This window comes from Streptomyces sp. NPDC014907 (assembly GCF_055562975.1).
Genome location: NZ_JBVHEG010000004.1, coordinates 482,767 through 504,786, shown reverse-complemented (window position 1 = coordinate 504,786; position 22,020 = coordinate 482,767). Strand labels below are relative to the sequence as shown.

The 22,020-nt window shown below is 74.4% G+C and carries 19 protein-coding genes; 11 read left to right on the top strand and 8 right to left on the bottom strand.

Features of this window, described 5'->3' with window-relative positions:
- Nucleotides 1–34: 34 nt before the first annotated feature.
- Nucleotides 35–1,312, bottom strand: a complete 1,278-nt coding sequence (locus ACZ3IL_RS14470; protein WP_467390122.1) for a saccharopine dehydrogenase family protein — start codon at nt 1,310–1,312, stop codon at nt 35–37.
- Between the two features lie 178 nt (nt 1,313–1,490).
- Here ACZ3IL_RS14470 and ACZ3IL_RS14465 point away from each other — a divergent pair, with 178 nt between their 5' ends.
- Genes ACZ3IL_RS14465 through ACZ3IL_RS14450 form a run of 4 tightly spaced genes read left to right on the top strand, consistent with a single transcriptional unit; the run spans nt 1,491 to nt 7,264 of the window.
- Nucleotides 1,491–2,636 carry a CaiB/BaiF CoA transferase family protein gene (locus ACZ3IL_RS14465; RefSeq protein ID WP_467390120.1) on the top strand — a complete coding sequence of 382 codons (1,146 nt, stop codon included), beginning with the start codon at nt 1,491–1,493 and terminating at the stop codon, nt 2,634–2,636.
- Nucleotides 2,633–3,775, top strand: a complete 1,143-nt coding sequence (locus ACZ3IL_RS14460; RefSeq protein WP_467390118.1) for an acyl-CoA dehydrogenase family protein — start codon at nt 2,633–2,635, stop codon at nt 3,773–3,775. The genes ACZ3IL_RS14465 and ACZ3IL_RS14460 overlap by 4 nt, the downstream gene beginning before the upstream one ends.
- Before the next feature lie 59 nt (nt 3,776–3,834).
- Complete coding sequence (locus tag ACZ3IL_RS14455; RefSeq protein ID WP_467390116.1) at nt 3,835–5,049, top strand: acetyl-CoA C-acetyltransferase; 1,215 nt, start codon at nt 3,835–3,837, stop codon at nt 5,047–5,049.
- Between the two features lie 40 nt (nt 5,050–5,089).
- Nucleotides 5,090–7,264: a 3-hydroxyacyl-CoA dehydrogenase NAD-binding domain-containing protein gene (locus tag ACZ3IL_RS14450; RefSeq protein ID WP_467390114.1), complete on the top strand. Its 2,175-nt coding sequence runs from the start codon at nt 5,090–5,092 to the stop codon at nt 7,262–7,264.
- Nucleotides 7,265–7,316: 52 nt separating this feature from the next.
- Here the strand turns inward: ACZ3IL_RS14450 and ACZ3IL_RS14445 are convergent, their stop codons facing one another.
- The 3 genes from ACZ3IL_RS14445 to ACZ3IL_RS14435 form a co-directional block, all read right to left on the bottom strand.
- Nucleotides 7,317–8,051, bottom strand: coding sequence for a MerR family transcriptional regulator (locus tag ACZ3IL_RS14445; protein ID WP_467390112.1), 735 nt, complete (start codon nt 8,049–8,051; stop codon nt 7,317–7,319).
- A gap of 75 nt (nt 8,052–8,126) precedes the next feature.
- Entirely contained in the window at nt 8,127–8,681 is a 555-nt protein-coding gene (locus tag ACZ3IL_RS14440) for a Clp protease N-terminal domain-containing protein (RefSeq protein WP_467390110.1), read from the bottom strand.
- The gene (locus tag ACZ3IL_RS14435) at nt 8,681–8,890 is read right to left on the bottom strand and encodes a helix-turn-helix domain-containing protein (RefSeq protein WP_467390108.1); all 210 of its coding nucleotides are present in this window, start codon (nt 8,888–8,890) and stop codon (nt 8,681–8,683) included. The genes ACZ3IL_RS14440 and ACZ3IL_RS14435 overlap by 1 nt, the downstream gene beginning before the upstream one ends.
- Nucleotides 8,891–9,098: 208 nt before the next feature.
- Between ACZ3IL_RS14435 and ACZ3IL_RS14430 the strand changes: the two genes are divergently transcribed.
- Nucleotides 9,099–9,596 (top strand): hypothetical protein, encoded by a 498-nt coding sequence (locus tag ACZ3IL_RS14430; RefSeq protein ID WP_467390106.1) that lies wholly within the window; start codon nt 9,099–9,101, stop codon nt 9,594–9,596.
- 9 nt (nt 9,597–9,605) lie between these two features.
- On the opposite strand, the gene sph is transcribed toward ACZ3IL_RS14430, so the two are convergent.
- The gene (gene sph / locus ACZ3IL_RS14425) at nt 9,606–10,640 is read right to left on the bottom strand and encodes a sphingomyelin phosphodiesterase (RefSeq protein ID WP_467390104.1); all 1,035 of its coding nucleotides are present in this window, start codon (nt 10,638–10,640) and stop codon (nt 9,606–9,608) included.
- Between the two features lie 125 nt (nt 10,641–10,765).
- On the opposite strand from sph, the gene ACZ3IL_RS14420 reads away from it, so the two are divergent.
- Nucleotides 10,766–11,251, top strand: a complete 486-nt coding sequence (locus ACZ3IL_RS14420) for a F0F1 ATP synthase subunit B family protein (RefSeq protein WP_467390102.1) — start codon at nt 10,766–10,768, stop codon at nt 11,249–11,251.
- Nucleotides 11,252–11,361: 110 nt separating this feature from the next.
- Nucleotides 11,362–12,225: an oxygenase MpaB family protein gene (locus ACZ3IL_RS14415; RefSeq protein ID WP_467390100.1), complete on the top strand. Its 864-nt coding sequence runs from the start codon at nt 11,362–11,364 to the stop codon at nt 12,223–12,225.
- Nucleotides 12,226–12,251: 26 nt separating this feature from the next.
- Here the strand turns inward: ACZ3IL_RS14415 and ACZ3IL_RS14410 are convergent, their stop codons facing one another.
- Complete coding sequence (locus tag ACZ3IL_RS14410) at nt 12,252–13,787, bottom strand: M1 family metallopeptidase (protein ID WP_467390098.1); 1,536 nt, start codon at nt 13,785–13,787, stop codon at nt 12,252–12,254.
- 421 nt (nt 13,788–14,208) lie between these two features.
- Between ACZ3IL_RS14410 and ACZ3IL_RS14405 the strand changes: the two genes are divergently transcribed.
- The gene (locus ACZ3IL_RS14405) at nt 14,209–15,522 is read left to right on the top strand and encodes a M14 family metallopeptidase (RefSeq protein WP_467390096.1); all 1,314 of its coding nucleotides are present in this window, start codon (nt 14,209–14,211) and stop codon (nt 15,520–15,522) included.
- 74 nt (nt 15,523–15,596) lie between these two features.
- On the opposite strand, the gene ACZ3IL_RS14400 is transcribed toward ACZ3IL_RS14405, so the two are convergent.
- The gene (locus tag ACZ3IL_RS14400) at nt 15,597–16,553 is read right to left on the bottom strand and encodes an NAD(P)/FAD-dependent oxidoreductase (protein WP_467390094.1); all 957 of its coding nucleotides are present in this window, start codon (nt 16,551–16,553) and stop codon (nt 15,597–15,599) included.
- Nucleotides 16,554–16,634: 81 nt separating this feature from the next.
- Between ACZ3IL_RS14400 and ACZ3IL_RS14395 the strand changes: the two genes are divergently transcribed.
- The 3 genes from ACZ3IL_RS14395 (at nt 16,635) to ACZ3IL_RS14385 (ending at nt 19,449) form a co-directional block, all read left to right on the top strand.
- On the top strand, nt 16,635–17,198 hold the full coding sequence (locus tag ACZ3IL_RS14395; RefSeq protein ID WP_467390092.1) for a hypothetical protein: 564 nt from the start codon (nt 16,635–16,637) through the stop codon (nt 17,196–17,198).
- A gap of 58 nt (nt 17,199–17,256) precedes the next feature.
- On the top strand, nt 17,257–18,894 hold the full coding sequence (locus tag ACZ3IL_RS14390) for an ABC-F family ATP-binding cassette domain-containing protein (protein WP_467390090.1): 1,638 nt from the start codon (nt 17,257–17,259) through the stop codon (nt 18,892–18,894).
- Nucleotides 18,895–19,044: 150 nt separating this feature from the next.
- Nucleotides 19,045–19,449 (top strand): hypothetical protein, encoded by a 405-nt coding sequence (locus ACZ3IL_RS14385; RefSeq protein ID WP_467390088.1) that lies wholly within the window; start codon nt 19,045–19,047, stop codon nt 19,447–19,449.
- 57 nt (nt 19,450–19,506) lie between these two features.
- Here ACZ3IL_RS14385 and ACZ3IL_RS14380 read toward each other — a convergent pair whose 3' ends face one another.
- Complete coding sequence (locus ACZ3IL_RS14380) at nt 19,507–21,915, bottom strand: Tex family protein (protein WP_467390086.1); 2,409 nt, start codon at nt 21,913–21,915, stop codon at nt 19,507–19,509.
- Nucleotides 21,916–22,020: the final 105 nt, after the last annotated feature.

The window sequence follows — 22,020 nt, the reverse complement described above, 5'->3', positions numbered from 1 at the left end:
CCGGGTCCCGCCGGACGGGCTTCCCGCGCGTGCCCTAACCCCGGTGCGCCACCCGGAAGCGGATGCCCGCCGCCCGCAGCCGGGCGGTGAGGGCGTCGCCCATCGCCACCGCCGTCGTCACCTGCCCGGCGGTCCTCGGCAGCGGGTCGAAGGCGAGGCAGAGGGCCGACTCGGCGAGCATCCTGGCCGTCTCGTCGTATCCGGGGTCACCGCCCGAGACCTCCGTGAGGACCCGCCGGCCGCCGCCCTCGCCCACGAACCGCACGGAGAACCAGCTGCGGGCCCGGCGCTCGGCCGACGGCCCCGTACCGGCCCGGTGACGCTCCATCAGCCAGTCGCGCACGGGCGGGACCTGGGCCGCCACCGCGCACGCCCCGACGGCGGCCGCGCCTCCGAGCGCCATCGGGAGCGTCTTCACGGAGGCGTAGTGCCGGTAGCGGAAGTCCGGGCCGTACCGTTCCAGGGCCGCCGCCGAGCGCGCCACGATCCGCGGGTCCAGGGTCGGCAGCGGCAGCGCCCAGGTGCCCGTCTCCGGGCTGAACCGGGGCCCGCCGAGCGGCGCGCGCGACCGGCGGCCCATCAGCCGGGGCTCGTGCAGGCGCCGTTCGCGCGCGGCCCGCAGGACCTTCCGGCCCCGGCCGAGCGCGGTCAGCGCGGAGGCGAAGGTGCCGCCCGAGAACGCGGCCCCGGCCCGTACGAAGCCGTCCACGCGCAGCGGCACGCCCTCCGGGAGCTGCCCCACGGTGAAGTGCACGCCGAGGTCGTGCGGGACGGAGTCGAAGCCGCAGGCGTGCACGATCCGGGCGCCGGTCTCCCGGGCGCGGGCGTCGTGCCGCACGTAGGTCAGGTCCACGAACTCGGCCTCGCCCGTCAGGTCAAGGTAGTCCGTGCCGGCCTCCGCGCAGGCGGCGACGAGGCCCTCGCCGTACCAGACGTAGGGTCCGACCGTCGTCGCCACCACCCTCGCGGACGAGGCGAGTTCGCGCAGCGAATCGGGGTCGCCGGAGTCCGCGAGGACCAGGGGGAGGCCGGCGAGGTGCGGGCGCGCCGAGGCGAGCCGGTCCCGCAGGGCCTCCAGCCGGCCGAGGTCGCGCCCCGCGAGCGCCCAGCGGCACGTGCCGGGGGCGTGTTCGGCGAGGTACTCCGCCGTGAGCGCGCCCACGAACCCGGTGGCCCCGAAGAGCACCACGTCGTACGGCCTGGCCGAGCCCCCCGGCCCCGCCCCGTGCTCCGGTCCCGTCCCGTGCTCCGCACCGGAACCGCCGCCCCGGTCCGCCCCGGTGCCGCGCCCCGTGCCCGCCCCTGTCCCCATCCAGCCCCTCGCTTCGGCCGTACCGCGCAGCCGTGCGCGGTTGTCGTCGGCGGAGGATAGCGGAAGCCTCCCGCCGGTCTTCCCGGCGCTCGACCGGCCGGGGGGCTTGTGCGGAGTGGAACACGTTCCTAGCATCACTGGTGTTACATCATTGGTGTCACATACTTCTGGGGGCTCGATGAGCACGACGCACACCGCCCGGAACGGTCCGCTCGCAGGGGTGCGCGTGGTCGAACTGGCCGGCATCGGGCCCGGTCCCTTCGCCGCGATGCTCCTCGCCGACCTCGGCGCGGACGTGGTCCGGGTCGACCGGCCCGGCGGCAACGCCCTCGGCATCGACCCCGCCCGCGACCTGACCAACCGCAACAAGCGCTCGGTCCTGGTCGACCTCAAGGCCGGGGACGGTCCCGCGACCGTGCTCGACCTGGTGGCCGGCGCCGACGTCCTGATCGAGGGGTACCGGCCCGGCGTGGCCGAACGCCTCGGAGTCGGCCCGGACGTCTGCCTCGCCCGCAATCCGCGCCTGGTCTACGGCCGGATGACCGGCTGGGGCCAGGACGGGCCGCTGGCCGCGACCGCCGGACACGACATCGGCTACATCGCGATCACCGGCGCGCTCGGCATGATCGGACCGGACCCGGACGGCCCGCCCACCGTCCCGGCCAACCTGCTCGGCGACTACGCCGGAGGTTCCCTCTACCTCGTCGTCGGCGTCCTCGCCGCGCTCCACCACGCCCGCGCCCACGGCGAGGGACAGGTCGTGGACGCCGCGATCGTCGACGGCACCGCCCACCTGACCACGATGATCCGGGCCATGCTGGCCGCCGGGAGCTGGCAGGACCGGCGCGGGACCAACCTGCTCGACGGCGGCTGCCCCTTCTACGGCGTCTACGCGACCTCGGACGGCGGCCACATGGCGGTCGGCGCCCTGGAGGAGCGGTTCTACGCCGAGTTCGTCCGCCTCCTCGGGATCGGGGAGGCCGCCGCCGGACGCCACGACTTCGCCCGCTGGCCCGAACTGCGCGACGCCGTCGCCAAGGCCTTCCTCGGCCGGACCCGCCAGGAGTGGACGGACGTCTTCGACGGCTCCGACGCCTGCGTGGCCCCCGTCCTCTCCCTGAGCGAGGCCCCGTCCCACCCGCACCTGGCCGCCCGCGCGACCTTCACCGAGTACGGCGGCCTGACCCAGCCCGCCCCCGCACCCCGTTTCTCCGTCACCCCCGGCACCCTGCGCAAGGGCCCCGCCCTGCCCGGTGCCGACACCGCCGAGGTCGCCCGCGACTGGGCCGTACCCTCCCTGCACACCCAGGAGACTTCCGCATGAAGCGTCGGATCTACACCGAGGACCACGAGGCCTTCCGGGCGGTCGTGCGCACCTTCCTGGAGAAGGAGGTGCTGCCCCACTACGAGCGGTGGGAGAAGGACGGCATCGTCTCCCGCGAGGCCTGGCTCGCCGCCGGGCGGCAGGGCCTGCTCGGCATCGCCGTCGACGAGGAGTACGGCGGCGGCGGCAACCCCGACTTCCGCTACGCCGCCGTCCTGGCCGAGGAGTTCACCCGGGCCGGCACCCCCGGCCTCGCCGTCGGCCTGCACAACGACATCATCGGCCCCTACCTCACCTCCCTCGCCACCGACGAGCAGAAGCGGCGCTGGCTGCCCGGCTTCTGCTCCGGCGAGACCATCACCGCCATCGCCATGACCGAACCGGGCGCGGGCTCCGACCTCCAGGGCATCCGCACCACCGCCGAGGACCGCGGCGACCACTGGGTCCTCAACGGCTCCAAGACCTTCATCTCCAACGGCATCCTGGCCGACCTCGTGGTCGTCGTCGCCCGCACCACCCCCGAGGGCGGCGCCCACGGCCTCTCCCTCCTCGTCGTGGAACGGGGCGCGGAGGGCTTCGAGCGCGGCCGGAACCTCGACAAGATCGGCCAGAAGTCGCAGGACACCGCCGAACTGTTCTTCCACGACGTCCGCGTCCCCAAGGAGAACCTGCTCGGCGAGCTCAACGGCGCCTTCATCCACCTGATGACCAACCTCGCCCAGGAGCGGATGGCCATCGCGGTCGCCGGCATCGCCGCCGCCGAACACCTCCTGGAGATCACCACCGCCTACGTCAAGGAGCGCGAGGCCTTCGGCCGGCCGCTCTCGCGGCTCCAGCACATCCGCTTCGAGATCGCGGAGATGGCCACCGAGTGCGCCGTCACCCGCTCCTTCCTCGACCGCTGCATCGAGGAGCACGCCGCCGGCACCCTCGACGCCGTGCACGCCTCGATGGCCAAGTGGTGGGCGACCGAACTCCAGAAGCGGGTGGCCGACCGCTGTCTGCAGCTGCACGGCGGGTACGGCTACATGAACGAGTTCCCGGTCGCCAGGGCCTACACCGACGGCCGCATCCAGACCATCTACGGCGGCACGACCGAGATCATGAAGGAGATCATCGGCCGTTCCCTGCTCGGCTGACCTCCACCCCCCCCGGCGCACCCGCGGCGCCCTCCCACCCTCCTCGCGAAAGGCTTCCCGTGAGCACCGAAGCGTACGTGTACGACGCGATCCGCACCCCGCGCGGTCGTGGCAAGGCCAACGGCTCCCTGCACGGCACCAAGCCGATCGACCTGGTCGTCGGCCTGATCCGGGAGATCCAGAGCCGCAACCCCGGTCTCGACCCGGCCGCCGTCGACGACATCGTCCTCGGCGTCGTCGGCCCGGTCGGCGACCAGGGCTCCGACATCGCCCGCATCTCCGCCCTCGCCGCCGGACTCCCCGACACCGTCGCGGGCGTCCAGGAGAACCGCTTCTGCGCCTCGGGCCTCGAAGCGGTCAACATGGCGGCCATGAAGGTCCGCTCCGGCTGGGAGGACCTCGTCCTGGCCGGCGGCGTCGAGTCCATGTCCCGCGTGCCGATGGGCTCCGACGGCGGCGCCTGGTTCTCCGACCCGATGACCAACCTGGAGACGAACTTCGTCCCCCAGGGCATCGGCGCCGACCTCATCGCCACCATCGAGGGCTTCTCGCGGCGCGACGTCGACGAGTACGCGGCCCTCTCCCAGGAACGCGCCGCCGAGGCCTGGAAGGACGGACGGTTCGCCCGCTCCGTCGTCCCCGTCAAGGACCGCGCGGGCCTCACGGTCCTCGACCACGACGAGCACATGCGCCCCGGCACCACCGCCGACTCCCTCGCGAAGCTCAAGCCGTCCTTCGCGGACATCGGCGAGCTGGGCGGCTTCGACGCGGTGGCGCTGCAGAAGTACCACTGGATCGAGGAGATCGACCACGTCCACCACGCGGGCAACTCCTCCGGCATCGTGGACGGCGCCGCCCTCGTCGCCGTCGGCTCCCGGGAGGTCGGCGAGCGGTACGGGCTGACGCCCCGCGCCCGGATCGTCTCGGTGGCCGTCTCCGGTTCCGAACCGACCATCATGCTCACCGGCCCCGCCCCGGCGGCCCGCAAGGCGCTCGCCAAGGCCGGCCTGACCATGGACGACATCGACCTCGTCGAGATCAACGAGGCCTTCGCGGCCGTCGTCCTGCGGTTCGCCAAGGACATGGGCATCTCGCTGGACAAGGTCAACGTCAACGGCGGCGCCATCGCGCTCGGCCACCCCCTCGGCGCCACCGGCGCGATGATCCTGGGCACCCTCGTGGACGAGCTGGAGCGGCAGGACAAGCGCTACGGCATGGCCACCCTGTGCGTGGGCGGCGGCATGGGCATCGCCACCATCGTCGAACGCGTCTGACCGTCCCGTCCGAACCCCTTCTTACGGAGAAGCATCAGTCATGAGCGAGAGCACCACCATCCGCTGGGAGCAGGACGAGACCGGGATCGTCACCCTCGTCCTGGACGACCCGAACCAGTCCGCCAACACCATGAACCAGGCCTTCCGGGCCTCGATCGCCGCGATCGCCGACCGCGTGGAGGCCGAGAAGGACTCCATCCGGGGCATCATCTACACCTCCGCGAAGAAGACCTTCTTCGCCGGCGGCGACCTCAAGGACATGATCCAGGCGGGCCCCGAGCACGCCCGGGACATCTTCGAGGGCGCCCTGGAGATGAAGCGGGCCCTGCGCCGCATCGAGACCCTCGGCAAGCCGGTCGTGGCCGCGATCAACGGCGCCGCGCTCGGCGGCGGCTACGAGATCGCCCTCGCCTCCCACCACCGGATCGCCCTCGACGTCTCCGGCTCCAAGATCGGCCTGCCCGAGGTCACCCTCGGCCTGCTGCCGGGCGGCGGCGGCGTCACCCGCACCGTGCGCCTGATGGGCATCACCGACGCCCTCCTCAAGGTGCTGCTCCAGGGCACCCAGTACAACCCCGGGCGCGCCCTGGAGAACGGCCTGGTGCACGAGCTGGCCGCCACCCCCGAGGAGATGTTCGCGAAGGCCGTCGCCTTCATCGACACCCACCCCGAGTCGCACCAGCCCTGGGACGTGCCCGGCCACAAGATCCCCGGCGGCACCCCCTCGCACCCGAAGTTCGCCGCCAACCTGCCGGCCTTCCCGGCCAACCTGCGCAAGCAGCTCAACGGCGCCCCCTACCCGGCGCCCGCCGCCATCATGGCCGCCGCCGTCGAGGGCTCCCAGGTCGACTTCGAGTCCGCCTCCGTCATCGAGTCCCGCTACTTCACCGAGCTGGTCACCGGCCAGACGGCGAAGAACATGATCCAGGCGTTCTTCTTCGACCTCCAGGCCGTCAACTCCGGCGCCAGCCGCCCCAAGGGGATCGAGCCCCGCGCGGTCCGCAAGGTCGCCGTCCTCGGCGCCGGCATGATGGGCGCCGGCATCGCCTACTCCTGCGCCCGGGCCGGCATCGAGGTCGTCCTCAAGGACGTCTCCGCCGAATCCGCCGCCAAGGGCAAGGCGTACTCCGAGAAGCTGTGCGACAAGGCCGTCTCGCGCGGCCGCACCACCCGCGAGAAGGCCGACGCCCTCCTCGCCCGCATCACCCCCACCGCCGAGGTCGCCGACCTCGCGGGCTGCGACGCGGTCGTCGAGGCCGTCTTCGAGGACACCGCCCTCAAGCACAAGGTGTTCCAGGAGGTCCAGTCCGTCGTGGAGCCCGACGCGCTGCTCTGCTCCAACACCTCCACCCTGCCGATCACCGTCCTCGCCGAGGGCGTGGAGCGCCAGGCCGACTTCATCGGCCTGCACTTCTTCTCGCCCGTCGATAAGATGCCGCTCGTGGAGATCATCAAGGGCGAGCGGACGAGCGACGAGGCCCTGGCCCGCGCCTTCGACCTGGTCCGGCAGATCAACAAGACCCCGATCGTCGTCAACGACTCGCGCGGCTTCTTCACCTCGCGGGTGATCGGCCAGTTCCTCAACGAGGGCGTCGCCATGGTGGGGGAGGGCATCGAGCCCGCCTCGATCGAGCAGGCCGCGGCGCAGGCCGGCTACCCGGCGAAGGTCCTCTCCCTGATGGACGAGCTGACCCTGACCCTGCCCCGCAAGATCCGCAACGAGACCAAGCGGGCGATCGAGGAGGCGGGCGGCGTCTGGGCGACCCACCCGGGCGAGGCCGTGATCGACCGCATGGTCGACGAGTTCGGGCGCCCCGGCCGCAGCGGCGGCGCCGGCTTCTACGAGTACGACGAGAACGGCAAGCGGGGCAAGCTCTGGACCGGCCTGCGCGAGCACTTCGCCAAGCCGGGGTACGAGATCCCCTTCCGCGACATGCAGGAGCGGATGCTGTTCTCCGAGGCCCTCGACACCGTCCGCCTCCTGGAGGAGGGCGTCCTGACCTCGGTCGCCGACGCCAACATCGGCTCCATCATGGGCATCGGCTTCCCGGCCTGGACCGGCGGCATCCTGCAGTACGTCAACGGCTACGAGGGTGGGGTCGCCGGCTTCGTCGCCCGCGCCCGCGAACTGGCCGAGACGTACGGCGAGCGGTTCGCCCCGCCCGCCCTCCTGGTGGAGAAGGCCGAGCGCGGCGAGGTCTTCACCGACGCCTGACCGGCCGGCGCGGCCCCGGGGGAGGGGCCGTCCCGGACTCCGGGACGGCCCCTCACGGACTCCGGAACGCCGTCCTCAGCTCCTCGCTCAGCGAGCGCTGGAAGGCCGTGACGAGGGCCTGGATCACCATCGGCTGCATGTGCGCCGAGAGCGACTTCATCGCGCTCAGGTGGTCCGGGTCCTCCCCGCTCTCCCGGTACGGGCTCCACACCTCGTCCCGGAAGAGCCGGGAGAGCTCCTGGGCGGCCGCGCGCGCGTGCTCCAGGAGCACGGTCCGGGAGGCGAGGATCGTCTCGTGCTCGATGGGCACGTCGAGCAGTTCCACCCCGAGCCGCAGCAGCGCCCCGTCGAGCCGGTAGGTGTCGGCCTCGTCGGTCCGGTCGAGCACCCCCATCGCGGCCAGCCGGTCCACGTCCCGCCCGGTCAGCGCCCGCCCGGCCCGCCGTTCCAGCTCGCGCCGGGTGATCGTCTCGGCGGACTCCGGGGCCCAGGACGCCACGAGGGCCCGGTGGACCGCGAGGTCCCGCGCGCTGAGGTCGGACGGCAGCTGTTCCAGGTAGCGCTCGATCGCGGCCAGCGTCATGCCCTGCCGCTGGAGCTCCTCGATGAACGCGAGCCGCGCCAGGTGCTCCGGCCCGTAGTGCCCGACCCGCCGGGCCCCGATGACGGGTGGCGGCAGCAGCCCCCGGGTTCCGTAGAACCGCACGGTCCGCACCGTGACCCCGGCCCGCGCGGCCAGCTCGTCCACGGTGTACACGGGCTCCTGCGTGTCGCTCCCCTGGTCCATGGCTCAACAGTATTGCTGTCTCACCACTCGTGTAAAAGACCCGGGAGGACGGCGGCTCCCTCCCGGGCCCCCGGGTCAGAGCGGCGCGGCCGCGGTGAGGGCGGTGTCGACGGCGGCGTAGGTCACGCCGTGGTCGGCCAGGACCTCCGCCACGACGCCGCCGGTCGTGGTGAGGGCCAGGAGCAGGTGCTCGTCGCCGATCTCCCGGTCCTTGCGGGCCAGCGCCACGCGGAGCGACTTCTCCAGGACGCCCTTCGCCTCGCGGGAGAAGGGGCGGCGGCCCGTCCGCCGGCCGGCGACCCCGCGGTCGCCGGTCAGGGCGCCCGTGCCGTGGGTCTCCTCGACGCGCGCGACGACGGCGCCGACGTCGATGCCGAGTTCCGCCAGGGCCTCCGCGTCCGCCCGGGACAACCCGGCCCTGCGCCGGGCGTCGGAGAGGGCGGAGAGCAGGGACGGGCGGCGGTCGGGCGGGCAGAGCCGGCCGAGGGCCGCCGCGGCGCGGGTGTCCCGGCGGTCGAGCAGGGCCAGCAGCAGGTGCTCGGGCGCGACGGCCGCCGCGTCGCCGCGTTCCGCGTGCTCGGCCGCCCCCTTCACCACGTCGCGCGCGGCCTTCGTGAGCCGTTCGAACATCACTGCCTCCCGTACTTCTTGTGGACGGCCTGCCGGCTGACGCCCAGCTCGGCCGCGATCTCCTGCCACGACCAGCCCCGGTCGCGCGCGCTGCGCACCTGGACGGCCTCCAGTTGTTCCAGCAGTCGCCGCAGGGCGGAGACGGCCCGCAACCCGACGCGGGGGTCGCGGTCGCCGGCCCGTGCGGCGAGGTCGGTCGCATCGGTCATGCTGTCAACATAGGTTGACGGGCGGGCGATGTCAACCGGAGTTGACGGGCGGGGTGTCGTCTCCCGGCCGGCGGAGCCCTCCCGCCCGGCGTCGGCGCCCCTCCCGCGGTGCACCGGGGGCGCGAGGGGCGGGGTGCCGCGGGGGCGGTCGGCGGGAACCGTTAGAGTCGGCGCCTGTTCGCATCGGGGGTCGGGGCAGGGGAGCCAGATGTACACGCAACTCAGGGACGTGGCGGTCGAGTTGGCCGGGGTCCTGTGGCGGGAGCACACCGTCTACCGGGAGCGGGGCGGCGGCGTGGTGATCCGGGGCGAGCACGTCCGCCGCTGGATCAGCCTGGCGCCGACCGGGGGGAAGGACCGGGCCCTGCTGCGGGCCGGGCGGATTCTGGACGGGGGGACGACCGCCCCGGCCCGTGCGGAGGCGGTCGTCGACCTGACGGCCGGGACGGCGGAGCTGGCGGCCGTCTGCCGCCGGCTGCTCGCCGAGACCGCCGGAGGTGCCGGGCCTACGCCGGGGCCGTCCCGCGCCGGAAGGCCGGGAAGGCCGGGAAGGCGGGAGAAGAAGGAGAGGCCGGGGCGGGCGGCCCGTGCCGCCCGCCCCGGCCGCCGCCCCCGGGGGGAGCGGCACACCGGCCCCGGTTCCTGGTTCGTCCTGCTCTGCGTCGTCGCGGTGCTCGGCGCCTGGCTGTACGGGCTCCTCGGGTAGCCGCTCCGGTCAGAAGCCGGTGACGGGATAGTGGTCGGAGAGGTTGGTGTAGGTGTACTGCTTGCCCCAGCTGGAGACCGTCCACGGCGCGCTCCGCTCCGGGACCACGTCGTTGGTCCAGCCGGCGGGCCGGGCGTTCCCGGCGCGGTAGAGGATGTGGTCCAGGTCCTCGCGGGGGTCGTCCGGGTAGCGCTCGGAGGCGATCGAGTTCAGTTCGGTGTCGAAGGAGTACGGGTGGCCGGTGCGGGCGTCGGCCCCCACCAGGCCCGCGTCGGCGAGCATCGTGCCGTACTCGGGGGTACGGGTGTCGACGTTCATGTCGCCGGCGACGATCACCTGCTCGCCGGCCGGGATGTTCTTGGCGTCGAGGAAGGCGTCGAGCGCCTTGAACTGGAGGCTGCGCGTCCGGGCCGCCTCGCCCGCCGAGCAGCCCGGGTCGGTGGACTGTGCGTGGGTGCCCACGACGTGGACCCGGCTGCCGTTCACGTCCAGGACGGTGTAGGCGAAGCCCTTGTTCGAGTACCAGTCGGAGCCGCAGGCGTCCTTGTAGACGTACTGCTCCTTGCGGACGATCGGCCACTTGCTGAGGATCGTCACGCCGCCGTCCTCGGGCGTGGTCGCGGAGTAGGACCCGCCGGTGGCGTCCCACCCGCTCTTGCTCCGGCCCACGACCGGGGTCTGGTACGGGTACCGCGCGGCGGCGTTCGCCCGGAGGGCGTCCGAGGCGGAGTTGTCGAAGGCCTCCTGGAGGACCACGACGTCCTGCCCCTGGAAGAAGGGGGCGGCGGGGATCGCCTTCGCCCGGTGGTCCTGTCCCCAGTTGGGGTAGAGGGTCTTCGAGAAGAGGAACGTGTTGTACGTGAGCACCTTCAGCCGCGGGACCCCGGCGGCCTGCGAGGGAGCGGCGGACGCGGCCGGAGCGGCCGCCGCCAGGGTGGCGACGGCGAGCGCGAGGGCGAGGGTGGTGCCCGGGGCGCGGCGGGGCGCGGCGAGTGACACGTGAACTCCCTTGGGGGCGTGGGGGTTTGGGGTGGCGCGGCACATACAATCAGCTGCGGTTACCTTCCGGTAGCCTCTGGGTGCCGGGAATCTGGACGCACCCGCACGGGCGTGCCAACTCTCCGCCCGGTGTCGCGTTTGCACCCATTTGGTCCAGGTAGAATGCGCGCATGACCCTCGCGAACGCACAGATCTTCAAGATGGACCTCGGTCCGCTCAACCCCGTCTGGGCCGAGCTCATCCTCGGCCTGGTGCTGTTCGGTATCACCTTCCTCATCCTCGCGAAGGGCGTCCTGCCGAAGGTCAAGCGCACCCTCGACGAGCGCGAGGACGCCATCGACGGCGGCACCGGACGCGCCGACGACCTGCGCGCCGAGGCCGCCCGGGTCCGTGAGCAGTACGAGTCCGAGCTCGCCGAGGCCCGTCACGAGGCCGCCCGCATCCGCTCCAAGGCCGTCGAGGAGGGCTCGGCCGCCATCGCCGCCGCCCGCGCCGAGGGCTCCGCCGAGCGCGACGCCATCCTCGCCGCCGGTGCCGCGAGGATCGCCGAGGAGCGCGCCGCCGCCGAGCGCGAGCTCAACGCCGACGTCGACGCCTGGGCGCACGCCCTCGCCGCCCGCATCGTGGGCGAGCCGGTCGGCGCCGACCGCGTCTGACCCCGTATCCACCCGGAAGGGGCCGTCGCCCGGGCGACGGCCCCTTCGTCACGCGTGGTGCACCCTGGAGGTGCGGGCCGGGCCCGGCCGGAGGCACGAGGAGGAGCACCGTGGAACGCGCGAAGACCGTCGATCCCCCGCCGCCACCCGCCGGCGGGGTGCTGTGGAGCGTCGCCGGGGACGTCCGGGCGCTCCTCATGCTGCCCGCCGCCCTCGCCCTGCAGGTCGCCCACCCCGCGATCGGCGCCGGCGTCGACGAGCACTCCGTCTTCCGCACCGACCCCTGGGGCCGGGCCGAACGCTCCCTGCGCTCGGTCCAGCTCTGGATCTACGGGGGCGAGGAGGCCGCGCGCGAGGGCCGCCGGCTCCGGGAGCTGCACCGCGCGATCCGGGGCACCGACGCCCACGGACGCCGCTACCACGCCCTCACCCCCGCCTTCTACTCCTGGGTGCACGCCACCGGCTTCCCCGTCTACCGGCACGGCCTCGGCCTGCTCGCCCGCCCCCTCACCGGGGCCCAGGAGCGTCAGCTGTACGCCGAGTGGCTCCGGGTCGGCCGCGTCCTCGGCATCCACGACCGGGACATGCCGCAGACCGTCGAGGAGTTCTGGCCGTACTACCGGAAGGTCCTCGCCGAGGAGCTGGAGGTCACCACCGTCCTGCGGGAACTCCTCGACCCCGACCTGCCCGTCCCCGCGCCCGACCGGGGGCCGCTGCCGCTCCGGCTCGTCCTCCGCCCGCTCTGGCCCGTGCTGCGCCGCCCCGTCCTGCGCCTGCGCGCCTTCCTCACCGTGGGCCTCATGCCGCCGGACGCCCGCGAGGCCATCGGCCTGGAGTGGACGGACGACCAGGAACGCGCCCTGCGCCGGTTCGCGCGGGCCGTCCGGGCCGTGGTCCCCGTCCTGCCCGAACGGCTGCGCTACCTGCCCCTGGCCCGGACCGCGCGGAAGGCCGCCCGCCGCGCGAAGCGCTGACGGACGGCCCTCCGGGGCCGCGCGGCTCAGTGCCCGCCGTGCTCCCCGCGTCCGTGGTCGTGGACCGTGTTCGTCGCCGCGATCTTCTCCCACGACTTCGGCCGCACCGGCTCCGGGGCGGTCCGCCGCGCGGCGGCCTCCGGGGCGGACAGCCCGGCCGCGGCCGCCGCCGGCGCCTCCGGCTTCGACGGCTGGTACAGCCAGGTGTCGAACAGCCCGGCCAGCGGCTTGCCGGACACCCGCTCCGCGTACCGCACGAAATCGGCCACCCGCGCGTTGCCGTACGCGAACTGCTGCGGCCAGCCCTTCAGGACCGCGAAGAAGTCCTCGTCGCCGATCTCGTTGCGCAGCGCCTGGAGCGCCAGCGCGCCCCGGTCGTAGACGGCGCCGTGGAACTGGTTCTCCGGGCCCGGGTCGCCCGGCTTCACCGTCCAGAACGGGTCCTCGGCCCCCCGCAGCGCGTACACGTAGTCCGCCAGCTCCTGCGCCGTGCCCTCGCCCTCCTTCTCCGACCACAGCCACTGGGCGTAGCGGGCGAAGCCCTCGTTGATCCAGATGTCCTTCCAGTCCCGCACGGACACGCTGTCGCCGTACCACTGGTGCGCCAGCTCGTGGACGACCACCGACACGTTCGCGCCGTTGGCGAACTGCCGGGGGCTGTAGAACGGCCGGGTCTGCGTCTCCAGGGCGAAACCGCTGGTCACGTTCGGCACGTAACCGCCCAGGGAGTTGAAGGGGTACGGCCCGAAGGCCGACTCCAGCCACTCCGCCACCTCGGTCGTGCGCTCGATCGAGGCGCGCGCCGCGCCGGCGTGGGCGCCCAGGTCCTTGCTGTAGGCATTGAGGACCGGCAGCCCGTTCGCCGTGCGGTCCGTCGTGATGTCGAACTTCCCGACGGCGAGCGTCGCCAGATAGGTCGCCTGCGGCTTGTCGGAGCGCCAGTTGTAGCGGGTCCAGCCCAGGGCCGTCGACTGGGACTGCAGCACGCCGTTGCTGATGGCCTGGTGGCCGGCCGGCACCGAGACCGAGACGTCGAAGGTGGCCTTGTCCAGCGGGTGGTCGTTGGACGGGAACCACCAGACGGCCGAGTCCGGCTCCTGCGCGGCGACACCGCCGTCCGGGGTGCGGGCCCAGGCCGACCAGCCGTCGACCTTGAACTCGGAGGGCTTGCCCGCGTAGCGGACGACGACCGAGATCTGCCGGTCCTTCTCCAGCGGGACGGCCGGGGTGACCTCCAGCTCGTGGTCGCCGGACGAGGCGAACCTCGCGACCCGGCCGTTCACCCGCACCTCGCTGACCTTCAGGCCGAGGTCGAGGTTGAACCGGGACAGGTTCTGCCGGGTGGTCGCGAGTATCGTCGCGGTCCCCTCGAGCAGGTCCGTCGCCGGCTGGTACCTCAGGCGCAGGTCGTAGTGGGAGACGTCGTAGCCGCCGTTGCCGCTGGCGGGGTAGTAGGAGTCGCCGATGCCCGGGGCGCCGGGGACGAAATCGGCCGCCGACGCCGGGATCGCCAGCAGGAGGGAGGCGGCGAGGGCGCCGGGAACGATGATTCTGCGGTGCACGGATGCTCCCCAAGTCATAAGAAACGTAAGACGCGCGGGTGGTCGTCGGTCCTTGCCGAGGACACTATTCAGCGCTCCGACGCACCGTCACGTCCAGAGGGCCCCCGTCACACGATCGCCATTCGGCCGACACGAACCCCTCCCTCCCGGGACCACCCCCGAACGGCCCTCTTCCCTCCGGCACCCTTTCGCGCGGGTGCCGGCCGGGGTACGTTCCGCCCCATGCCGATGCGAGAGCGGACCGCCCGCGGGGCCCGGCCGCCGTACCGGCCCGCCCCGGCGACGGTCACGGCCGCGTCCGCCGCGCCCCCGGCCGCCCCGGCGGCCGCCGCCGGACCCCGGCCGCCCGGAGCGGGGGCCGCCCGATGAGGAGACCCGTCGCGCGCCGGGGTCCCGGCACGCGCGAAGAAGGAGCCGCCCGGTGAACACCCGCACCGCGCGCCGGGGTTCACGGCGCGTCCTCGCCCTCGCGGCGGGCGCCGCCGCGCTCGCCCTGCCGCTCGTCACCGTCCCCGCCGGGACGGCCGGCGGCGCCCTCGCGCGGCCGTTGCCGCGCACCGGGTTCGAGACCGCCGAAGGCGCCCGGTGGACGACCGGGACGGAGGAGCGGGACTTCCTCGCGGCCGTCGCCCGGACGGGCGAGCGGGTGTCGGTGCGCGAGATCGGCACCACCGCGCAGGGCCGCCCCCTCCGGCTCGTCACCCTCGGCGCCGCCCGGGCCGGCACGACCGTGCTCCTCGTCTGCAGCCAGCACGGCGACGAACCCGCCGGCCGCGAGGCGTGTCTGAGCACGGTGCGCGACCTCGCGTTCGCCCGGGACCGGGAGACCCGCCGCTTCCTCGACCGCACCACCCTCCTGGTCGTCCCGACCGCGAATCCCGACGGCCGGGAGGCCGGCACCCGGGGCAACGCCGCCGGCGTCGACATCAACCGCGACCACCTCGCCCTGCGGACCGCCGAGGCGCGGGCGATCGCCGCCGTCGTCCGCGACCGGCGCCCCCACCTCGTCCACGACCTGCACGAGTACGACGCCACCCCCCGGTACTACGAGAAGGACCTGCTCGCCCTCTGGCCCCGCACCCTCGACGCCGACCCGGGCGTCCACGACGAGTCCCGGACCCTCTCCGAGTCCTACGTCAGGCCCGCCGCCGCACTCGCCGGCCACAGCACCGGCGTCTACGGCATCTGGACCGACCCCCTCACCGGTGAACCGGTCCGGCAGGTCGCGGGCGACGGCCAGGAGCGGATCCTGCGCAACACGGCCGGTATCAAACACGCGGCCGGCCTGCTGGTGGAGACCCGGACGGACGCGCTCGACCCGGCCGAGCGGGACGATCCCGCCCGCGGCCACCGGCGCCGGGTCGCCACCCAGCACGCCGCCCTGAAGGGGGTGTTCGCCTACCTGGACGAGCGGCGCGACCGGCTGGCGGCGGCCACCGCCCGCGCCCGGCTCGCCGGCCTCGCCGACCGGGGCCCGGTCTTCCTCGGCGGCGCCGACAACGACCCCCCGGAGCCCGGCGAGGTCCTCGCCGACCCGCCGTGCGGCTACCGCCTGGACGCCGCCCAGTACGCCGGGGCGGGCGACGAACTCGCCCTGCACGGAGTCGTCGTGCGGCGAGAGGGGACGGGGGCGTTCGTACCGCTGCGGCAGTCGCAGCGCGCGCTCGTCCCGCTGCTCCTGGACGGACGGGCCGCCCACCCCCTCGTCGCCGCGAGCCCCGTGGAGGAGTGCTGACGACTCCGCGAGCGGGGGCGCCCCCGTCGCGCGGGGCGGACGCCCTCCGGGGGGGCACCCGCCCCGGACGCCCCTCACCCGTCGGCCAGGTCCGCCGCCCGTTCCGCGCACCCCCAGGCCACCGTCACCCCCGCGCCCCCGTGCCCGTAGTGGTGGACCAGCCGTCCGCCGCCCGGCAGCGCCACCGCCTCGATCCGCACGCCGCCCGCCCGCGCGGGCCGCAGTCCCACCCGGTGCCCCAGCACCCGCGCCCCCGCGATCTCCGGCCGCACCCGCGCGCACCGCGCCACGATCGCCGCCGCCGTCTCCGGACCGGGCGCGAGCCGCTCGTCGTCCTCCTCGGCCGTCCCGCCGAGCACCAGCCGTCCCGGCTGCGGGAAGAAGTACACCGTCTCGCGCGCCCCGGAGTCCGCCGCGACGAACCACTCCCCGATCCCCGGGTTCTCCACCAGGACCAACTGCCCCCGCACCGGACGCAGGCCGGCGTCCGGAACGAGCTCCCGCGCCGCCGTGCCCGTGCAGTTCACGACCGTCCGGGCCCGCGCCGCCGCCTCCCCGAGACCGGTGACCGCCCGCCGCTCGAACACCCCGCCCGCCGCTTCGAACCGGGCCCGCAGCCAGGACAGGTGGACCGGCATGTCGATCAGCGGCAGCCGGGCCGCGAGCCCCGCCCCGTACGGCTCCGGCACCTCTCCCGGAGCCGTACGCCGGAGCCCCGGCACCTCTCCCGCCCAGGCGCCGAGCCGGTCCGGGTCCACGTCCGCGTGGACCCCCGGCACCCATCGCACCCCCGTCCGCTCCGGGTCGGCGGCCAGTTCCCCGTACACCCGGAGCGAGGCGAGCGCCCAGGGTCCCGCCTCCGCCTCCGGCCCGATCCGGTACGGCCACCACAGGGCGCCCGCCACCGCCGAGGTCGTCGCCGTCACGTCGTCCCGCGACCAGATCCGCACCCGCCGGCCGCGTTCCGCCAGGACCGTCGCCGTCGTCAGGCCGACGACCCCGCCCCCCACCACGATCACGTCGTTCTCCATGGGCGGACCGTACCGGGACCGGGACATTTCCGGGACGGAGCGGCCATGGAACGAACCCGTCCACGGGGAAATACTCGTGCCATGCCGTCCGCGTACACCAGTCTCGACCTCACCTCCGCAGCCCTTCCAGGCCCCGCCGACCTCCTGGTCGACGGCAGACCGCTGCTCCACCTGCTCGACGGGGCCGACGGCGCGGACACGGTCTCCCCCCTCGCGGCGGACCTCCCGCCCGTCCTCCGCGCCGCACACGTCCGCCGCCTCCTGGACGCGGGCGGCCACGGCCTCCCGGGCGGCCGGTACGCGTTCCACTCCTGCCCCGCGTGCGACGAACCCGGCTGCGGAGCCGTCACGGCCGTCGTGGAACGCGACGGCGACGACGTCGTCTGGCGCGACTTCGCCTGGCAGACCGGCCCCGCGCCGGACCTCGCGCGCGACGGCTACCCCGGCACCGGCCCGTACCGCTTCCCCGCGGCCACCCACCGGTCCGTGCTCCTCCGGCTCCTCGCCGTCACCCCCGAGCCCGTCACCCCCGAGCCCGTCACCCCCGAGCCCGACTCCCTCGCGCCCGGCCCCCTCGCGCCGCCGGACCCGGAGGGCGCCGCCCCCGCCCGGACGGGGAGCGACCGGGCACCGGCCGGGCGCTGACCGGGCCGGGCCCCGGCCCCCTCGGCGGGTCCCCCCGTCGCCTAGGATTCGTCCCCTGATGACTGCAACCCTCGTCGCCAAGGACCTCGCCGCCGGCCACGGCGAACGCACCCTCTTCGCCGGGCTCGACCTCGTCGTCGCCCCCGGCGACGTCATCGGCCTCGTCGGCGTCAACGGCGCCGGGAAGTCGACCCTGCTGCGGCTGCTCGCCGGACTCGACGCCCCGGAGGAGGGCGAGCTGCGGCTCTCCCCGCCCACCGCCTCCGTCGGCCACCTCCCGCAGGAGCCCGAGCGGCGCGCGGGGGAGACCGTGCGGGAGTTCCTCGCCCGGCGCACCGGCGTCACCGCCGCCCAGACCGCCATGGACGAGGCCACCCAGGGCCTCGTGGACGGCACGCCCGGCGCCGACGACGCGTACGCCGTCACCCTGGAGCGCTGGCTCGCCCTCGGCGGCGCCGACCTGGACGAGCGCGCCGAGGAGGTCACCGCCTCCCTCGGCCTCACCGTCGGCCTCGACCAGCCGATGACCTCCCTCTCCGGAGGCCAGGCCGCCCGCGCCGGACTCGCCTCCCTCCTCCTCTCCCGCTACGACGTCTTCCTCCTGGACGAGCCCACCAACGACCTGGACCTCGACGGCCTGGAGCGCCTGGAGTCCTTCGTGAAGGGGCTGCGGGCCGGCACGGTCGTCGTCAGCCACGACCGCGAGTTCCTCACCCGCACCGTCACCAAGGTCCTGGAACTCGACCTGGCCCAGCAGCGGATCACGCTCTACGGCGGCGGCTACGAGGCCTACCTGGAGGAGCGGGACACCGCCCGGCGCCACGCGCGCGAGGAGTTCGAGGAGTACGCGGGGAAGAAGGCGGCCCTCGAGGCACGCGGCCACATGCAGCGGTCCTGGATGGACAAGGGCGTCAGGAACGCCCGCCGCAAGGCCACCGACGGCGACAAGCTCGGCCGCAACGCCCGCAGCGAGGCCAGCGAGAAGCAGGCCGCGAAGGCCCGGCAGACCCAGCGCATGATCGAACGCCTCGACGCCGTCGACGAGCCCCGCAAGGAGTGGGACCTGCGGATGGAGATCGCCGCCGCCCCGCGCTCCGGCTCGGTCGTCGCGACCCTCCGCGAGGCCGAGGTGCGGCGCGGCGACTTCTCCTTCGGTCCCGTCACCCTCCAGATCGACTGGGCCGACCGGGTCGCCGTCACCGGTGCCAACGGCGCCGGGAAGTCGACCCTGCTCGCCGCCCTCCTCGGCCGTCTCCCCCTGGACTCCGGCGACGCGGTGCTCGGTTCCGGGGTCGTCGTCGGCGAGGTCGACCAGGCCCGCAGGCTCTTCCACGGCGACGAGACCCTGCTGGACGCGTTCTGCGCGGCCGTGCCCGACACCGAGCCCGCCGAGGTCCGCACCCTGCTCGCCAAGTTCGGCCTCAAGGCCGTCCACGTGCTGCGGCCCGCCACCACCCTCTCGCCGGGGGAGCGGACCCGGGCCGCGCTCGCCCTGCTCCAGGGCCGGGGCGTGAACCTGCTCGTCCTGGACGAGCCGACCAACCACCTGGACCTGCCGGCGATCGAACAGCTGGAGACCGCCCTCGACGCGTACACCGGCACGCTGCTGCTCGTCACCCACGACCGGCGCATGCTCGACGCCGTCCGCACCACCCGCCGCGTCGAGGTCGCGAACGGCAAGGTCACCGAAGTCTGACGAACCCCCGGCGGCGGCCACGGACCCGGCCGCCGCCCGCACGGCCGCGACCCGGGCCGCGCACCGCACGAGTACGGCTCTCCCCGGGGGCGGGACCGGGACCCGCGTCCCGGACCCGCCCCCGGGGACGGCGCACCCCCAGGAGGCACCATGACCGACGACCGCATCACCCGGCTCCTCGCGATGCTGGACGACCTCGACGCGGACGTCGACGCGACGATCGACCTCGCCGACGAGATCGCGACGACGGGCGGCCCCGAGCTGCTGCCGCGCCTGGAGGAGGAACTCGGCCGGGCGGTCGAGGAGCGCAACGGGTACGCCCGCGAACTGCTCGGCGGCGTCGTCGCGGGCATCGGCGGCGCCGGGACCCTCCCGGTCCTGGTGCGGGCCTCCGCCGCCGACCTCGGCGACGACCAGGACGGCCTGGCCGCCGAGATCGTCGACCTGGTCCAGGCGGACCCGGAGACGGCCCGCGACGTCCTGCGCCCCCTCACGCGGGACGACGACCTCACCGTCGCCCACCGCGCCGACTGGGCCCTGCGCTTCCTGCCGTAGCGGCACCGGAAGGGGGGCGCGGTCCCGCCGGACCGCGCCCCCCTTCCGCGACGCGCTTCAGCGCCGCCCGCCGCCGCCCTCGCCCAGCAGGCCCGCCTTGCGGAGGGCGTCCGCCATGGCGCTGTTGGCCGGGGCGGGCGCCGGCGACCGCTCCCGGCCGCCCCGGTCACCGCGCTCGGCGCGCCGCCCGCCGCCACCGCCCTGCCGCTGCCGCGGCGGCCGGCCGGAGCGCTCGCCCCGCTCCTTCCGCCCGCTCCCGGGAGCGCCGTCCGCCGTCTCCGCGCCCGGCTCGTCGTCGAGGCGCAGCGTCAGCGAGATCCGCTTGCGCGGCACGTCCACGTCGAGGACCTTGACCTTCACCACGTCGCCGGGCTTCACCACGTCGCGCGGGTCCTTCACGAAGGTCTTCGACATCGCGGACACGTGCACCAGGCCGTCCTGGTGCACACCGATGTCCACGAACGCCCCGAACGCGGCCACGTTGGTGACGACGCCCTCCAGGACCATTCCGGACGCCAGGTCCCCGATCTTCTCGACGCCCTCCTTGAAGGTGGCCGTCCGGAACGCCGGACGCGGGTCGCGCCCCGGCTTCTCCAGCTCGCGCAGGATGTCCGCCACCGTCGGCAGGCCGAAGGTCTCGTCCACGAAGTCCTCCGCCCGCAGCGAGCGGAGCGTGCCCGTGTCGCCGATCAGCGCCGCGACCTCGCCCCCCGTCCGCTTCGCCATCCGGCGCACCACCGGGTACGCCTCCGGGTGCACCGCCGAGGCGTCGAGCGGGTCGTCGCCGCCCCGGATGCGCAGGAAGCCCGCGCACTGCTCGTAGGCCTTCGGGCCCAGCCGGGCCACGTCCTTGAGCGCCCGGCGGGAGCGGAAGGGGCCGTTGGCGTCCCGGTGCGCGACGATGTTCTCGGCGAGGCCGGAGCTGATGCCCGAGACGCGCGAGAGCAGCGGTACGGAGGCGGTGTTGACGTCCACGCCGACGCCGTTCACACAGTCCTCGACCACCGCGTCCAGCGAGCGCGAGAGCTTCACCTCGGCCAGGTCGTGCTGGTACTGGCCGACGCCGATCGACTTCGGGTCGATCTTCACCAGCTCGGCCAGCGGGTCCTGGAGGCGCCGGGCGATGGAGACGGCGCCGCGCAGCGACACGTCCAGCTCGGGCAGCTCCCGCGAGGCGTACGCGGAGGCCGAGTAGACCGAGGCGCCGGCCTCCGAGACCATCACCTTGGTCAGGTTCAGCTCGGGGTGCCCGGCGATGAGTTCGGCGGCCAGCCGGTCGGTCTCGCGGGAGGCCGTGCCGTTGCCGATCGCGATCAGTTCGACCGCGTGCTCCTTCGCCAGACGGGCGAGCCGGTCGAGGGCCTGGTCCCACTTGTTCGCGGGGACGTGCGGATGGATCGTGTCGGTGGCCACGACCTTGCCGGTGGCGTCGACGACGGCGACCTTCACGCCCGTGCGGAAGCCGGGGTCGAGGCCGAGCGTCGTCCGGGTGCCGGCCGGCGCGGCGAGGAGCAGGTCGCGCAGGTTCGCCGCGAAGACCCGGACGGCCTCGTCCTCGGCGGCCGTCCGCAGCCGCAGCCGCAGGTCGATCCCGAGACGGACCAGGATGCGGGTCCGCCAGGCCCAGCGGACCGTCTCCCGGAGCCACTTGTCCCCGGGGCGCCCCCGGTCGGCCACGCCGAAGCGGTGCGCCACGATCCCCTCGTACGAGGAGGGGCCCTCGACGGGCTCCTCCGGCTCCAGTTCGAGGCTGAGCACGTCCTCCTTCTCGCCGCGCAGCATGGCGAGCACCCGGTGCGAGGGCAGCGCCGTGAACGGCTCCGCGAAGTCGAAGTAGTCGGCGAACTTCGCGCCCGGCCCCTCCTTGCCGTCGTCCTTGCCCTCGCGGACCTTCGCCACCAGCCGGCCCCGGTTCCACATGCGCTCGCGCAGTTCGCCGATGAGGTCGGCGTCCTCGGAGAACCGCTCCGCGAGGATCGCCCGCGCGCCCTCCAGGGCCGCCGCCGCGTCCGCGACGCCCCTGTCCGCGTCCACGAAGGCCGCCGCGGCGGCGGCCGGTTCCACGGACGGGTCGGCGAGCAGCCCCTCCGCCAGCGGTTCGAGACCGGCCTCGCGGGCGATCTGCGCCTTGGTCCGGCGCTTCGGCTTGAAGGGCAGGTAGACGTCCTCCAGGCGCGCCTTGGTGTCGGCGGCCCGGATGCGGGCCTCGAGGTCCGGCGTCAGCCCGCCCTGCTCGCGCACCGAGTCGAGGACCGCCGACCGGCGCTCCTCCAGTTCGCGCAGGTAGCGCAGCCGCTCCTCCAGGGTGCGGAGCTGCGCGTCGTCGAGCGTCTCGGTCGCTTCCTTGCGGTAGCGCGCGATGAACGGCACGGTCGAACCGCCGTCGAGGAGCTCGACGGCTGCCCTCACCTGTCGCTCGCGTACGCCGAGTTCCTCGGCGATCCTTGCTTCGATGGACGTCGTCACGGTGTCCCGACTCGCCTTCTCGTGCCCTCAAGCTTGCGACTGCATTGTGCCGGGTCGGTCACCCGGACGCGGCGACCGGCCCGTCCCGCGCGTCCCGCGCCGGGT